Source organism: Allobosea sp. LC85 (assembly GCF_000735605.1).
Lineage (GTDB): Bacteria > Pseudomonadota > Alphaproteobacteria > Rhizobiales > Beijerinckiaceae > Allobosea.
This window is the reverse complement of record NZ_JPKG01000017.1, coordinates 36,173-51,661: the sequence shown is the minus strand read 5'-3', so window position 1 is coordinate 51,661 and position 15,489 is coordinate 36,173. Positions and strand designations below refer to the sequence as shown.

Below are 15,489 nucleotides of genomic sequence, written 5' to 3'. Positions count from 1 at the left end.
TCATGACGCCGGTTACCGTATTTGCTGGCCGCAAGGTCGCGTTGTTCGGCCTCGGCGGCTCGGGTCTGGCGACGGCGCGCGCCTTGATCGCAGGCGGTGCCGATGTCGCGGCCTGGGACGACAAGGCCGAGAGCCGCGACAAGGCGGCGGGCGAGGGCATGGCGATCGTCGATCTCGCAACCGCCGACTGGGCTGATTTCGCGAGCTTCATCCTCTCGCCGGGCGTGCCCCTGACCCATCCGCAACCGCATTGGACAGTCGGAAAGGCGCAAGCCGCTGGCGTCGAGATCGTCGGCGATATCGAACTCTTCTTCCGCGAGCGGGCGAAAGTTGCCCCCGGTGCCCTGGTGATCTGCATCACCGGCACCAACGGCAAGTCGACCACGACCGCGCTGATCAGCCATGTGCTGCGTCAGGCCGGCCGTGACGTGCAAATGGGTGGCAATATCGGCACCGCCGTTCTCGCGCTCGAGCCGCCGGCCGAGGGCCGTGTCCATGTCATCGAATGCTCGACCTTCCAGATCGACCTGACACCGTCACTGGCGCCGAGTGTCGGAATCCAGATGAACCTGACGCCGGACCATCTCGACCGGCATGGCACGCTGGCGGCCTACGCTGCGATCAAGGAGCGCATGGTCGAGGCCGCGGACATTGCCGTCGTTGGCGTCGATGACGAGGCCTCCAAGCAGATGGCGCGCCGGCGCGCTGCGTCCGGGCGTCCGCTGGTGAGGATCAGTGGAGAGCAGCCGCTCGACGAGGGCGTCTTCGCTGGTGTCACGGCCAATGCCGGCAAGCTCGACACCCGCATCGTCGAGGTCAGGGACGGCAAGCCGCGCGTTGTCGCCAATCTCGCCGGCATCGGCTCGCTGCGGGGCTCGCACAATGCGCAGAATGCGGCGGCTGCCTTTGCCGCCTGCGCGGCTATCGGCCTCTCCGCCGAGGAGATCGCTGCCGGCTTCAAGACCTATCCCGGACTCGCACACCGCATGGAGGAGATCGGCCGCGTCGGTCGCGTCGTCTTCATCAACGATTCCAAGGCGACCAATGCGGATTCGACCGAGAAGGCGCTGACCTCGTTTCGCGACATCTTCTGGATCCTTGGCGGCAAGGCCAAGGAGGGCGGCATCGAGAGCCTGAGGCGCTACTTCCCGAACATCGCGAGGGCCTATTTGATCGGCGCCGCGACAGACGCCTTCGCCGTGACCTTCGATGAGGATGGCCGAGTGGATTATGTCCGCAGCGGCACGCTCGACGTCGCGGTCGCGGCGGCTGCCAGCGACGCAGCGGCGCATCCGGGTGATGCCGAGATTGCCGTGCTGCTCTCGCCAGCCTGCGCGTCCTACGATCAGTACCCGAATTTCGAGGTGCGGGGCGATGCGTTCCGCGCGCTCGTGAAGGCGCTGCCGGGCTTCGAGGCAGGTTGAAAACGGGCGTTCGCATCAAGTCGGAATCAATCGGTTAACCAATCGTTGCCAATGTGATTCGCTGAAACGGGCGGCTGAATTTCGCCCGTCTGGTTGATGGAGCCAGAGCATGGTCTCACGCGCGGAACCCAGTCTCAGCGGTCGCTGGTGGTGGTCGATCGACCGCATCATCCTGTCCACCCTGGTGACGTTGATGGTCTCCGGCGTCGTGCTGCTGATGGCGGGAGGCCCGCCGGTGGCAGAGCGCCTCGGCCTTTCGACCTTCCACTTCGTCAACCGGCAGGCATTCTACCTGCTGGTCGCCTTTGCCATCTTCCTTGCGACCTCGTTCATGACCCCCCGACAGGTCCGGCGGGCGGCGCTGCTGATCTATGTGGTCGCGCTCGCGATGGTGGTGGCGACGCTGTATTTCGGCGTCGAGGTGAAGGGTGCGCGTCGCTGGCTGACGCTCGGCCCGCTCGGCTCCGTCCAGCCATCTGAATTCCTGAAGCCCGCATTCGTCGTGCTCGCTGCCTGGGCCTTTTCGGAGGGCATGCGCCGGCCGGACCTGCCGGGTACGCTCATGGCCTTCGCCCTGTTGCCGTTGACGATCACGCCCCTGGTCCTGCAGCCGGATTTCGGCCAGACCGTGCTGGTCAGCCTCGTCTGGGGCGGGCTGTTCTTCGTTGCCGGCTTGCACTGGTTCTGGGTGGCCGGTCTTGGCGGCGCCGGCATGTTCGGCCTGCTTATCGCCTATCAGCTCGTTCCACATGTGCGCGCCCGTATCGAGCGCTTCATGGACAAGGGCTCGGGCGACACCTTCCAGATCGATACCGCGCTCGAGAGCTTTGCTCAGGGCGGTTGGCTTGGCAAAGGGCCGGGCGAGGGCACCGTGAAGCGCATCCTGCCCGACGCGCATACCGATTTCATCTTCGCCGTCACGGCGGAGGAGTTCGGCATCGTCGTCTGCATCCTGCTGGTGGCGCTGTTCGCCCTGATCGTGCTGCGCGCGCTCTTCGTGGCCCAGAAGGCCGAGGATCCCTTCATTCGCCTCGCAGTGACAGGGCTGGCGCTGTTGTTCGGCATCCAGGCGGCGATCAACATGATGGTCAACCTGCACATGATGCCGGCCAAGGGCATGACCTTGCCATTCATCTCCTATGGTGGCTCCTCGCTGCTCTCGCTGGCGCTAGGCACAGGCTTCCTGCTGGCCCTGACCCGCAAACGCCCGCGCGCCGAGGGCTTTGGTGAATTCGGGCGTTGACGGACATGACACAGCGCCCGCTCGTCGCTCTCGCCGCAGGTGGCACCGGCGGCCACCTCTTTCCCGCCGAGGCGCTGAGCCATGCGCTGCAGCGTCATGACGTGCGTGTCGCGCTCGTCACCGACGCGCGCGCGGTCGAATATGCCGGCAGCTTCCCGGCCGAGTCCGTTCACCCGGTCCCGGCGGCGACACCGTCCGGTCGCTCTCCGCTCAAGATGGCAGGCGCGGCGCTCGAACTGATGAAGGGCGTCTTTGTCGCACGCCGCGTCATCAAGACACTGCAGCCTGCCGTCGTCGTCGGCTTCGGCGGTTATCCGACGGTTCCGCCGGTGCTCGCCGCCTCCTTCGCCGGCGTGAAAACGATGGTGCATGAGCAGAACGCCGTCATCGGCCGCGCCAACCGCTTCCTGTCGGGCCGGGTCGACATCATTGCGACGGGCTTCGCCGAGGTCGGAGGCCTCGATGCCGCTCGCGCTGCAAAATGCAGGCAGGTTGGCAATCCCGTTCGCCCCGCGGTCGTTGCCGCTGTCTCTCCCTATGCCGATCCCTCGACGGGGCCGTTGCGGCTGCTCGTCTTCGGCGGCAGCCAGGGCGCCCGGATCATGGCCGATATCGTGCCGCCGGCGATTCAGCTGCTGACGCCCGCGGAACGAGGCCGTCTCCATATCGTGCAGCAGGCCCGCGTGGAGGATAACGAGCGCGTCCGGCGGATCTATTCCGAGCTCGGCGTCGCCGCAGAGATCGCGCCCTTCTTCAAGGACCTGCCAACGCGTATGGGGGCAGCGCATCTCGTGATCGGCAGGGCCGGCGCTTCGACTGTCGCCGAGCTCACCGTGATCGGCAGGCCGTCGCTGCTGGTGCCCTTGCCGGGGGCGCTCGATCAGGACCAGGCCGCCAATGCGGCTGTGCTCGAGCGGGCGGGCGGCACCATCCGCATCCTGCAGTCGGAGTTCACGCCGCGCCGGCTGGCGGGCGAGCTCTCGACTCTGATCGCAGAGCCATCGCGCTTGACTGCCATGGCCGACAGCGCCAAGAGCGCGGGAATTCCCGATGCGGCCGACCGGCTTGCCCGCTTGGTTCTGCAGGTCGCAGGGATCACGTTCTGAGGCATGTCTTGACGGAAAGCCGGTTCCCACCTTTTCGCGACATGTCGTAATCCGCAGGAGACACCTGACCCATGAAGCTGCCGCCCAAGCTCGGCTCCATTCATTTCGTCGGCATCGGCGGCATCGGCATGTCCGGTATCGCCGAGGTGCTGCATAATCTCGGCTACAAGGTCCAGGGCTCGGACGCGTCCGACAATGCCAATGTCCGTCGCCTCGCCGACAAGGGCATCAAGACCTTCGTCGGCCATGCCGCGGAAAACATCGAGGGGGCTGAGGTCGTCGTCGTCTCCACGGCGATCAGGCGCGACAATCCCGAACTCACGGCCGCGCGCGAGCAGCGCCTGCCGGTGGTGCGCCGCGCCGAAATGCTGGCCGAACTGATGCGGCTGAAATCTTGCGTCGCGATCGCCGGCACGCATGGTAAGACGACCACGACCTCGCTGGTCGCCACCCTGCTGGAGAAGGGCGGGCTCGACCCGACGGTGATCAATGGCGGCATCATCAACGCCTATGGCACCAATGCGCGCATGGGCGAGAGCGACTGGATGGTGGTCGAGGCCGACGAGTCGGACGGCACCTTCCTGAAGCTCCCCGCCGACGTGGCGATCGTCACCAATATCGATCCCGAGCATCTCGACCACTTCAAGACCTTCGATGCCATCAAGGAGGCCTTCCGCTCGTTCGTCGAGAACCTGCCCTTCTACGGCTTCGCGGTGATGTGCATCGATCATCCCACGGTGCAGGGCCTCGTCGGGCAGATCGAGGATCGGCGCGTCGTTACCTATGGCGAGAACCCGCAGGCGGATTTCCGGTTGATCGACATCGACCTCTCCGGCGGACAAGCCAGGTTCACGCTTCTGATCCGCGACCGCAAGCGTGGGCGCGACGAGGTCGTGCGCGATCTCGTGATGCCGATGCCCGGTCACCACAATGCGCTGAATGCCACCGCCGCGATCGCGGTCGCCTATGACCTTGGCATTCCGGTGGAGAAGATCCGCGAGGCGCTTGCCGGTTTCGGCGGCGTCAAGCGCCGCTTCACCAAGACCGGCGAGTGGAACGGCGCGCTGATCTTCGACGATTACGGCCATCACCCCGTCGAAATCGCTGCCGTGCTCAAGGCGGCGCGCGCCTCGACCAAGAGCAAGGTCATCGCCGTCGTCCAGCCGCATCGCTATACGCGGCTTTCCAGCCTGTTCGACGATTTTGCGGCCTGCTTCAACGACGCCGATACGGTGATCGTCGCCGACACCTACGCTGCGGGAGAGGCGCCGATTCCCGGTGCCGACCGGGACAGCCTCGTCTCGGGCATCAAGGCGCGCGGCCACCGCCACGCGCTGGCCCTCGAGGCTCCCGAGAAGCTCGCGGGCATGGTGGCGGAATTCGCGGGGCCGGGCGACTATGTCGTCCTGCTGGGCGCCGGCAACATCACGCAATGGGCCTATGCGCTGCCGGGGGAACTCGCCGGGCTGGATGGCAAGCAGTGAGCTTCCCCGATATCACGCCCGAACTTCGCGCGGCCGCGCCCGAACTGCGCGGCCGGCTCCTGGCCAACCAAGAGATGGCGGGGCTGACCTGGTTCCGCGTCGGTGGACCGGCGCAGGTGCTGTTCACGCCGGCTGACGAGCAGGACCTGGCCTATCTGCTGTCCAGGCTCCCGGCCGGGCTTCCCGTCACGGTCGTCGGGCTCGGCTCGAACCTGATCGTGCGTGACGGGGGCATTCCCGGCGTCGTTGTTCGACTCGGCGGCAAGGCGTTTGGCGAGATATCGCTCGAAGAAGGCAACCGGCTTCGCAGTGGCACGGCGGTGCCGGACGTCAAGGTGGCGCGGGCGGCAGCCGATGCTTCGCTCGACGGGCTCGCCTTCTATCGCGGTATCCCGGGCTGCATCGGCGGTGCCTTGCGGATGAACGCGGGGGCTCACGGCGGCGAGACCACCGGTGTGCTCATCTCTGCGCGCGGCGTGACCCGCAAAGGCGAGATCGTCACGCTCTCCCATGCGGAGATGGGCTTCACCTACCGCAACAGTGCGGCAGCGACGATGGACATCGTCTTCACGTCGGCCCTGTTCCAGGGGCGGCCGGGCGATCAGGCTGCGATCTTCGCGGAGATGGACCGGGTGACGGCGGCGCGTGAGGCTGCTCAGCCGATCAAGGAGCGCACCGGTGGTTCGACCTTCAAGAACCCGCCCGGCGGCAAAGCCTGGCAACTGATCGACGCCGCCGGCTGCCGTGGCTTGCGGGTCGGCGGCGCCCAGGTCTCCGAGATGCATTGCAACTTCCTGATCAATGCCGGCGGCGCGACCGCCGCCGATATCGAAGGTCTGGGCGAGGAGGTTCGCCGCAGGGTCAAGGAGACCTCGGGCTTCGACCTGCACTGGGAGATCAAGCGGCTGGGCGTCGCAGCCTAGGCCGTTGGGCACTGAATGGATCAGGACTGCGCCCGTCCCCCGTAACAGCCGCTGTCCGGGTTGCGATCGTGCGGAGTGCGCGACGCAGTCCGCGCCTTCGCCCGAATAGTCACTCGCAGCGGGCTTGCGTCGTCGGAGGCGACGCGGTGTTTCGATCGCCTCGCCATCGCTGCGTTAACGCGTCGTTAACCATGCTCCCCCGAGGGTCTGGGCGAAGCGGAGTAGCGATTCCATGACCAAACACGTCGCAGTCTTGATGGGTGGATGGTCCGTCGAGCGGGAGGTCAGCCTCAATACGGGCGACGGTTGTGCGAGGGCATTGGAGAGCGTCGGCTACCGCGTGACGCGAATCGATGTGCAGCGCGATATTGCGGATGTGCTGGACCGGCTGCGCCCAGACGTCGCCTTCAATGCACTTCATGGCCGCTATGGCGAAGACGGCACGATCCAGGGCCTGCTCGAGATTCTGCGGATCCCCTACACCCATTCCGGGGTGCTCGCCTCAGCGCTCGCCCTGCGCAAGGACAGGGCGAAGACGGTCGTTGCGGCTGCCGGGGTTCCGGTCGCGCGCGGAGTTACGCTGTCGCGCTTCGAGGCCGCCAAGAAGCACCCCTTGCCGCCGCCCTATGTGCTCAAACCCATCAACGAGGGGTCCTCGGTCGGGGTCATCATCGTGAAGAAGGGGCGCGAACATCCTCCGCAGGAAGTGGCGCGGGAGGACTGGCCCTGCGGTGACATGTTGCTGGCCGAGAGCTTCGTCGCCGGGCGGGAGCTGACCTGCGCCATCATGGGCGACCGATCCCTCGGTGTAACCGAGATCCGGGCCGCCACAGGCGAGTTCTACGACTACGATGCGAAATACACGAAAGGTGGTTCGATCCACATCTGCCCGGCTCAAATTTTACCAAAAATTTACCAGCAGATCGAAGAGTGTGCGTTAACGGCGCATCAAGCAATCGGGTGCCGGGGCGTCAGCCGTTCTGACTTCCGCTACGACGACGAGAGCGACACTCTCGTCTGGCTGGAGGTCAATACGCAGCCCGGGATGACCGAAACCAGCCTGGTGCCCGAGTTGGCTGCCCACGCGGGCCTGAACTTCGGTGAGCTCGTCAAATGGATGGTGGAGGACGCCTCCCTCGATCGATGAAAGCGGCGGCGGTGCCCGCCCGACGTTCATCGATGCCGGCCGCAGGGCCGCAACTTCTGGTCGGCGAGCGTTCGCGCCGCTGGTTCCGGTCGTCGCGGCGCAGCGCGGTGGCTCTCCCGCTGTGGCAGCGCCTGCCGCAGCGGATCGGGACCTGGCTGGCTCTTGGGTTTCTTGGATTGAGTATCGGGGCAGGCTTCGTGCTGGGCGGACATGTCGAAACGATGCGGGAGAACTACGGCGAGCCGCGCCATATGCTGGCGCGCCTGGTTGGGCTCGGCGTCGATAGGGTGACGATCTCCGGAATCGCCGAGCTGTCGGAGATCGAGGTTCTGATCGCCGCCGGGATCGATTCGAAGACCTCGGTCGCCTTCTTCGATGCCGACGAGGCGCGCCGTCGCCTCGAGGCGACGCCGCTGATTCGCCAGGCAACGGTTCGCAAGCTCTATCCAAGCGAGATCGCGATCACGCTGACCGAGCGCGAACCCTTCGCCCTCTGGCAGGTGAAGGGTGACCTTTTCCTGATCGCCGCCGATGGCACCGTCATCGACAAGATGGACGATGGTCGCTTCGCCCATCTGCCGCTCGTGGTCGGGCCCGACGCCAATACCCGCGCCCGCGAATACGTCGCGCTGCTCGCGGACGCCGGGCCGTTGGCGCCGCGCATCCGTGCGGCCAGCCTGATTGCCGGCCGGCGCTGGAACCTCAAGCTCGACAACGGCATGGATATCCGCCTGCCGGAGATTGCGCCGGGAGAGGCCGTGAAACGCCTGGCTGGCCTCGAATCGGATTTCAGGCTGCTGGACAAGGACCTGCTCGCCATCGACCTGCGCCAGCCCGACCGGGTGGTGATGCGGTTGACGGAAGAGGGGGCGGCGACCCGCGCCGAGCAGCTCAAGAGCAAGACCAAGAAGAAGGGAGGCGAGGCGTGAACTTCACCTCTCAGGGCCTGACACCTCGGATGCGTCCGCTTTCGTCGCGCAAGAGCGCGACCTTGTCGATTCTGGACGTCGGCACCAGCAAGGTGGTCTGCCTGATCGCCGAGCTGAATCCGGCGGAGGCGAACGAGCGGTTGCGCGGGCGCACCCATGTCGCGCGCATCATCGGCATTGGCCATCAGCGCTCCCTCGGCGTGAAGGGCGGCGCCATCATCGATCTCGAAAACGCCGAGCGCGCGATCCGGGCCGCGGTCGATGCGGCCGAGCGCATGGCCAAGGTCGAGGTCCAGTCCGTCATCGTCAACCTGACGGGCGGGCGCATCGGCTCGCAGCATTATGCCGCCAGCGTCGACCTGCGCAGCGGCTCCGTCAGCGATTCCGATGTGAAGCGGGTACTCGCGGTCGCCGCGACGCATGCGATCAAGCCCGGCAAGGCGGTGATGCACGCATTGCCCACCGGGTACGCGCTCGATGGCGTGCCGGGCGTGCTCGATCCGCGTGGCCTCGTCGGCGGCAAGCTCTCGGTCGACATGCATGTCGTCGCCAGCGAGGCGGCCGCTGCCCGCAACGTCATGCTGGCGGTCGAGCGCTGCCATCTCGAGGTCGAGGCGGTCGTCGCGTCTCCCTATGCTTCGGGTCTCTCCGTTCTCGTCGATGACGAGGCCGAAATGGGCGTCGTCGTCGTCGACATGGGCGGCGGCACCACCAGCCTCGGCGTTTTCTCGGGCGGCCATCTGGTCCATGCCGACGCCATTGCGGTGGGTGGCAATCACATCACCATGGACGTGGCGCGCGGGTTGTCGACGCGCGTCTCGGCCGCCGAGCGGCTGAAGACGCTGCACGGATCGGCGATCTCCAGCGCTTCGGACGAGCGCGACATGATCTCGGTGCCGCAGGTCGACGATGACGAGCGCGACACCCCGAACCATCTCGCGAAATCGCATCTGATCCGCATCATCAAGCCGCGGGTCGAGGAAATCCTCGAACTCGTGCGCGACAGGCTCAACGCCGCCGGCTTTTCGGCCCAGGCCGGCCGCCGCGTCGTGCTGACAGGCGGCGCCTGCCAGTTGACCGGCCTGCCGGAGACGGCGCGCCGGCTGCTCGGCGGCCAGGTCCGCACCGGCCGGCCGCTGGGCATCAAGGGCTTGCCCGAGGCCGGCAAGGGGCCAGCTTTTGCAACCGCGGTCGGCCTGCTGGTCTACCCGCAGGTCGCGCATGTCGAACATTTCGAGCCGCGCGCGAGCGGCGCTTACTTCGCGACGGGGACGGACGGGTATTTCTCGCGTGTCGGGCGTTGGCTGAAAGACAGTTTCTAAGGGTATCGGGCCGGGCGGCGCGGCGCCGTTCCGGCCCAAGAGTAAAATCGTAGCAATCGGGACGGCACCCGCCAGGCGCCGGACAAGAAATCGAAAGAGGCAACCATGGCGATGAATCTGCAAGCCCCTGACATCCGGGAGCTAAAGCCCCGGATCACCGTGTTCGGTGTCGGCGGAGCCGGCGGCAACGCGGTCAACAACATGATCGAAGCCGGCCTCGATGGTGTCGATTTCGTCGTCGCCAACACCGATGCGCAGGCTCTGGCGCTCTCGCGTGCTTCGCGCATCGTGCAGATGGGCCTGCAGGTCACCGAAGGCCTCGGCGCCGGTTCGCAGCCGGAAGTCGGGCGTGCGGCGGCGGAAGAGGTGATCGACGAGATCCGTGACCACCTTGCCGGTGCGCACATGGTCTTCATCACCGCCGGCATGGGCGGTGGCACCGGTACCGGTGCAGCCCCCGCGATTGCCCGCGTCGCCCGCGACATGGGTATACTGACCGTCGGCGTCGTCACCAAGCCGTTCCAGTTCGAGGGCCATCGCCGCATGCGCATGGCGGAGGCCGGCATTTCGGAGCTGAACGAGGCGGTCGATACGCTGATCGTCATCCCGAACCAGAACCTGTTCCGCGTCGCCAACGAGACCACCGGCTTCGCCGATGCCTTCGGCATGGCCGACCAGGTTCTCTATTCCGGCGTGGCCTGCATCACCGACCTGATGGTCCGTCCCGGCCTGATCAACCTCGACTTCGCCGACGTTCGCGCCGTGATGCGCGGCATGGGCAAGGCGATGATGGGCACCGGCGAAGCGCAGGGCGAGAAGCGTGCGCTGACCGCGGCCCAGGCTGCGATCAACAATCCGCTGCTCGATGATGTCTCGATGAAGGGCGCGCGTGGCCTGCTGATCTCGATCACCGGCGGGCGCGACATGAAGCTCTATGAGGTCGACGAAGCGGCCACCCGCATCCGCGAGGAGGTCGATTCAGAAGCCAACATCATCGTCGGTGCGACGTTCGACGAATCGCTCGAGGGCGTCGTGCGCGTCTCCGTCGTGGCCACCGGCATCGACAAGCCGATCAGCACCCAGGCTGAAATGGACGATACCGAAGCCCGTATCGCCCAGGTTGCCGAGCGCCTGAAGGCCGAAGCACGTTTGCGCAATACGGCCGCCGCACCGCGGGCCGCGGCTCCGGTTCATGCCGAGCCGATGCTGGAGATGCGTGCGCCGGTGAATGTCGAGACCGTGCGCCAGGCGGCTCCGGTGCAGCCGAGCGTTGCGGAAGATATCCGCATCGAGCCGGTGCAGCCGCGTCCGGTAATCGCGGCCGCTCCCGTGAGCCAGCCGATGCTGCATGAAGAGCCGGTGATGCGTCACGAGGACAGCTTCATCGCCCCGGCCCCGGAGCGTGCGGTCGTCCGCCCGACCCGGATGCCGCGGATCGAGGACCTGCCGATGCCGGCGCAGAACCAGATCGCGGCGAGCCGTGGCGCGCAGTCGGTGCCGCAGCCTCCGGCGCAGGCCGACCAGAAGCGCATGTCGCTGATGCAGCGCCTCGCCTCGGTTGGTTTCGGCCGCAAGGATGAGGACGAGGCCCAGCCGCAGGCCCCGGTGCGCCACGCGCCTCCGCCGATGCAGCCTGCCGCTCCGGCACCCAGCGCAGCCCATGCCGAGTATATGCGCCGTCCGGCTCCGCCGGCCTCGCGCCCGGCCCAGGGCCAGCTCGACCAGCTTGGCCGTGCAGCGCCGAATCGCAACAGCGAAGAGGATCAGCTGGAGATTCCCGCCTTCCTGCGCCGCCAGGCGAACTGAGCGCCACAGCGACTGCGACAGCGTTGTAACAGAGCCCGGAGCGAACCCTCGCTCCGGGCTCTGTTTACGTTTGAAAAACCATATACTTCAATGGGATGGTTATTTTTCTCTGATTGAGTTGGCTTGTTACAGAGCGAAAGAAAGCGTGATTTTGTCGGCATCCACCTAAGGCGTATGTTGCGCTTGCCCCAAAGGGGGATGACGGCACCGGCAACCGCCAGGCGCCGCCCAACTGAAGGACCGCAAACGACCATCAGGCAGCCCGTAGCGTTGTGCAGCCGAGATCGTTAGCGTTCGAGATTGGATACCGGAATGAATTTTGATCGGCAGACCACACTCCGCGCTCCCGTGTCCTTGAAGGGAATCGGTGTTCATTCCGGAGCTCCCGCCGGAATCTGCCTCAAGCCTTCCAGCGCGAATTCCGGCATCGTCTTCCTCCGCAAGGAGTCCGAGGGCGGCCCTTCGCACCTTATCCATGCCCGCTACAACAAGGTGAGTGCCGCTGAGCTCTGCACCGTGATCGGCGATCGTGGTGCCGCATCCGTCGCGACCATCGAGCACCTGATGTCGGCTTGCGCCGGCCTTGGACTCGACAACGTCCTGATCGAGATCGACGGCCCCGAGATGCCGATCATGGACGGCAGCGCTGCGGAGTTCGTCGCAGCGATCGAAGATGCAGGCGTCGTCACGCTTGGCGCGAACCGCCGTTATCTCAAGATCCTGCAGCCTGTGCGTGTCGAGAAGGGCCGCGGCTTCGCCGAGCTTGCGCCGTTCGACAGCGGCTTCCGCCTCGATGTCGAGATCGATTTCGACACCCCGGCGATCGGCCGTCAGCGCAAGATCTTCGACCTCGAGCCGGTCGCCTATGCCCGCGAGATTTCGCGTGCCCGCACCTTCGGTTTCATGCGCGAAGTCGAGCAGCTCTGGAAGGCGGGCTTCGCGCTCGGCGCCTCGCTCGACAACACCGTCGCGATCGGCGACGACAAGGTGGTCAACCCTGAAGGCCTGCGCTACGCGGACGAGTTCGTGCGCCACAAGGTGCTCGACGCGGTCGGCGATCTTGCGCTGGCCGGCTATCCGATCCTCGGCGAGTTTCGCTCCTATTGCGGTGGTCACCGCATGAACGTGACCGTTCTGGAAGCCTTGTTTGCGGATCGCGCGAATTACGCGATCGTCGAGGCCGAACCGGTTTACGCGCATCGTGCCGCGCAGATGGCCGCTGCGGCTCCGGCGGCTTTCGCGCCCGATCTGCACTGAGCAGCCGAACAGTTTAGCGCGCGCCTTGCATTCGCCCGGTTTTTGTCGAATGCAGCATGGCCTCGCATGTTCGTAACCTGCCTTTCGACGGTAGCGTGAGCGCTGCGTCTGAGGTAAAGGCATCCTTCGCCATCTTGCGGTGACGAGCGAAAGAGGACGGACGACGTGAGCGTCATGCGGCTGAACAACCCGACTTCCCAAAGCGCCCGACCGATGCGGATGGGCGTTGCCCTCGCGCTCGGCGCCGCCTTGCTGCTCGGCGGCTGCGATACGATGTCGTCGCTCAATCCGTTCGACAGGCCCGAGGTCTACAAGCCGGAAATCGTCGCGGATGTGCCGGCCGATAAGCTCTATAACGAGGGGCTGGCTCGCTCTCAGAACGGCGACAGCGAAGGCGCCGTCAAGAAGTTCGAGGAGATCGACAAGCAGGCGCCATTCTCGCCCTATGCGAAGAAGGGCCTGATCATGGTCGCCTATACGAATTTTCAGGCGGCGAAGTACGAGGACGCGATCACGGCGTCCAAGCGCTTCCTGGCGCAGAATCCGGCCAGTCCGGATGCCGCCTACGCGCAGTACATCCTGGCGATGTCCTATTATAATCAGATCCCGGACGCGACGCGCGACCAGGAACGGACCGAGCGCGCGCTTGCCGCGATGCAGGAACTGCTCGATCGCTATCCGAAGTCCGAATATGTGATCGACACCCGCGAGAAGATGCTGGTTGCGCGCGATCAGCTCGCGGGCAAGGAGATGAATGTCGGCCGCTACTATCTCGAGAAGCGCAATTATACCGGTGCCGTGAACCGCTTCCGCGACGTCATCACCAAATATCAGACCACTCGCCATGTCGAGGAGGCGTTGATGCGCCTGACCGAGGCCTATATGGCGATGGGCATCACCAATGAGGCGCAGACTGCCGCTGCCGTGCTCGGGCATAACTTCCCCGACAGCCCCTGGTACAAGGACGCCTATACCCTCCTTCAGAGCGGCGGCCTCGAGCCCCGCGAGGATCGCGGCTCCTATATCAGCCGGTTGTTCAACGGCTTCACCCGTTCGGTCGTCGGCCTCGTTCGCTGAGGCCGGGCAGGTGCATGGGCGGGTGACGGACCGCATGCCACTCCCTTCAATCACTCGCTGAGCGTCATGCTGGCGCAGCTTTCGATCCGTGACATCGTCCTGATCGACCGGCTCGATCTGGCGTTCGGCGCCGGGTTGAGCGTGCTGACTGGTGAGACCGGCGCCGGGAAGTCGATCCTGCTCGACGGCTTTGCTCTGGCGCTCGGTGGGCGCGGCGACGGCGGGCTCGTGCGCCATGGCGAGGCGCAAGGTCAGGTCAGTGCGGTCTTCGATCTGCCGCTCGCCCATCCAGCTCGCAAGCTGGCGCAGGCGCAGGAGATCGACACAGACGGCGATCTGATCCTGCGGCGGGTGCAGTATGCCGATGGACGGACACGCGCCTTCATCAATGACCAGCCGGTCAGCGTCCAGATCCTGCGGCTGATCGGTAGCGCCATCGTCGAAATCCACGGCCAGCATGATGACCGGGCCCTGACCGATGCAGCACAGCACCGCGCCATTCTCGACGGTTTTGCCGGTCTCGAAGGACAGGCCGAAGTCACCGCAACGGCCAGCGATGTACTGAAGCGCGCGCGGCAGGCCCTGCAAACCCAGCGCATCCGTGTCGAGGCCGCACGCAAGGAGGCCGATTTCCTGCGCCACGCCGTGGCCGAACTCGGCAAGCTTGCACCGGAGCCGGGCGAGGAAGATGCGCTGGCCAGCCGACGTCAGGACATGATGCAGGCGGAGAAGGTGGCGCGCGATCTTGCCGATGCCTATGAGGCGGTCGGCGGCCAGGCCTCGTCTGTTCCCGCCCTTGCGGCAGTGCTTCGCCGGCTGGAGCGGCGGGCAGCGCAGGCACCGGAGCTCGTCGATCCGTCGATGGCAGCGCTCAATACTGCGATCGTGGCGCTGGAAGAAGCGGGCGAAGCGCTCGCGGCGGCCATGCGTGCAGCGGAATACGATCCGCGCGAGCAGGAGCGAGTCGAGGAGCGGCTGTTCGCCTTGCGGGCGGCGGGCCGAAAGTTCGACGTTCCGGTCGAGGCGCTTGCCGATCTTGCAGCCAGGATGAGTGCCGACCTTGCCGAACTCGATGAGAGCGAGGGTTCCCTGTCCCGGCTCGAAGCGGAGCTCGCTCAGGCGGAAGCCGATTATCTTGCCAAGGCGCGGGCACTCTCTGCTGCCCGCGGTGAGGCCGCGGTGCGTCTCGACAACGCGGTCAGGGCGGAGCTGCCGCCGCTGAAGCTCGAGCGCGCTCGCTTCATCACCCATATTGATCGCGACGAGGATGCGCGGGGGCCAGAAGGGTTCGATCGCGTCGAGTTCTGGGTCGAGACCAACCCCGGCACGCGGCCAGGTCCGATGATGAAGGTTGCCTCCGGGGGCGAGCTCTCGCGCTTCATGCTCGCCCTGAAGGTCGTGCTTGCCGAGCGCGGTTCGGCGCCGACCCTGGTCTTCGACGAAATCGATACCGGAGTCGGGGGGGCGGTGGCTGATGCGATCGGAGAGCGGCTGGCACGCCTGGCGGGGCAGGTGCAGGTCATCTCGGTGACGCATGCGCCGCAGGTCGCGGCCAAGGCAGGCCGGCATTTCCTGATCGCCAAGTCGGCGCTGGACAATGACGCGGCCTCGCGCACGGTGACGCGCGTGACGCCGCTCGAGGATCGGACACGGCGCGAGGAGATCGCTCGCATGCTTGCCGGTGCCAGCATCACCGAGGAGGCGAGGGCGGCCGCTGCTCGTCTGCTTGACGCAGCTGGCATTCATGGCGCGGCGGCGCGGGCCTGACCAC

General features: G+C 66.1%; 12 protein-coding genes. All 12 read left to right on the top strand.

The annotated features are described in order from the left end of the window. The first annotated feature begins 2 nt into the window (after positions 1–2). The 12 genes from murD (at position 3) to recN (ending at position 15,485) form a co-directional block, all read left to right on the top strand. Positions 3–1,424 carry a UDP-N-acetylmuramoyl-L-alanine--D-glutamate ligase gene (gene murD / locus FG93_RS07410; protein WP_043233356.1) on the top strand — a complete coding sequence of 474 codons (1,422 nt, stop codon included), beginning with the start codon at positions 3–5 and terminating at the stop codon, positions 1,422–1,424. Positions 1,425–1,533: 109 nt separating this feature from the next. Continuing rightward, positions 1,534–2,667 (top strand): FtsW/RodA/SpoVE family cell cycle protein, encoded by a 1,134-nt coding sequence (locus FG93_RS07405; protein WP_043233355.1) that lies wholly within the window; start codon positions 1,534–1,536, stop codon positions 2,665–2,667. 5 nt (positions 2,668–2,672) lie between these two features. After that, positions 2,673–3,773: an undecaprenyldiphospho-muramoylpentapeptide beta-N-acetylglucosaminyltransferase gene (gene murG, locus FG93_RS07400; RefSeq protein ID WP_043233354.1), complete on the top strand. Its 1,101-nt coding sequence runs from the start codon at positions 2,673–2,675 to the stop codon at positions 3,771–3,773. A gap of 71 nt (positions 3,774–3,844) precedes the next feature. After that, positions 3,845–5,257 carry a UDP-N-acetylmuramate--L-alanine ligase gene (murC, locus tag FG93_RS07395; protein WP_043233352.1) on the top strand — a complete coding sequence of 471 codons (1,413 nt, stop codon included), beginning with the start codon at positions 3,845–3,847 and terminating at the stop codon, positions 5,255–5,257. Next, a complete protein-coding gene (murB, locus tag FG93_RS07390; RefSeq protein ID WP_043233351.1) occupies positions 5,254–6,180 on the top strand; it encodes a UDP-N-acetylmuramate dehydrogenase in 927 nt (308 codons plus the stop codon). The genes murC and murB overlap by 4 nt, the downstream gene beginning before the upstream one ends. 232 nt (positions 6,181–6,412) lie before the next feature. Continuing rightward, a complete protein-coding gene (locus tag FG93_RS07385) occupies positions 6,413–7,327 on the top strand; it encodes a D-alanine--D-alanine ligase (RefSeq protein ID WP_043233349.1) in 915 nt (304 codons plus the stop codon). Positions 7,328–7,434: 107 nt separating this feature from the next. Beyond that, positions 7,435–8,256: a cell division protein FtsQ/DivIB gene (locus FG93_RS07380; RefSeq protein WP_244448527.1), complete on the top strand. Its 822-nt coding sequence runs from the start codon at positions 7,435–7,437 to the stop codon at positions 8,254–8,256. 29 nt (positions 8,257–8,285) lie between these two features. Beyond that, a complete protein-coding gene (ftsA, locus tag FG93_RS07375; RefSeq protein WP_043233346.1) occupies positions 8,286–9,578 on the top strand; it encodes a cell division protein FtsA in 1,293 nt (430 codons plus the stop codon). Between the two features lie 105 nt (positions 9,579–9,683). After that, complete coding sequence (gene ftsZ, locus FG93_RS07370; RefSeq protein ID WP_043233345.1) at positions 9,684–11,384, top strand: cell division protein FtsZ; 1,701 nt, start codon at positions 9,684–9,686, stop codon at positions 11,382–11,384. Between the two features lie 312 nt (positions 11,385–11,696). Beyond that, a complete protein-coding gene (gene lpxC, locus FG93_RS07365) occupies positions 11,697–12,641 on the top strand; it encodes a UDP-3-O-acyl-N-acetylglucosamine deacetylase (protein WP_043233344.1) in 945 nt (314 codons plus the stop codon). Positions 12,642–12,815: 174 nt separating this feature from the next. Continuing rightward, positions 12,816–13,718, top strand: a complete 903-nt coding sequence (locus tag FG93_RS07360) for an outer membrane protein assembly factor BamD (protein ID WP_081881389.1) — start codon at positions 12,816–12,818, stop codon at positions 13,716–13,718. Positions 13,719–13,784: 66 nt separating this feature from the next. After that, positions 13,785–15,485, top strand: coding sequence for a DNA repair protein RecN (recN, locus tag FG93_RS07355; protein WP_043233341.1), 1,701 nt, complete (start codon positions 13,785–13,787; stop codon positions 15,483–15,485). Positions 15,486–15,489: the final 4 nt, after the last annotated feature.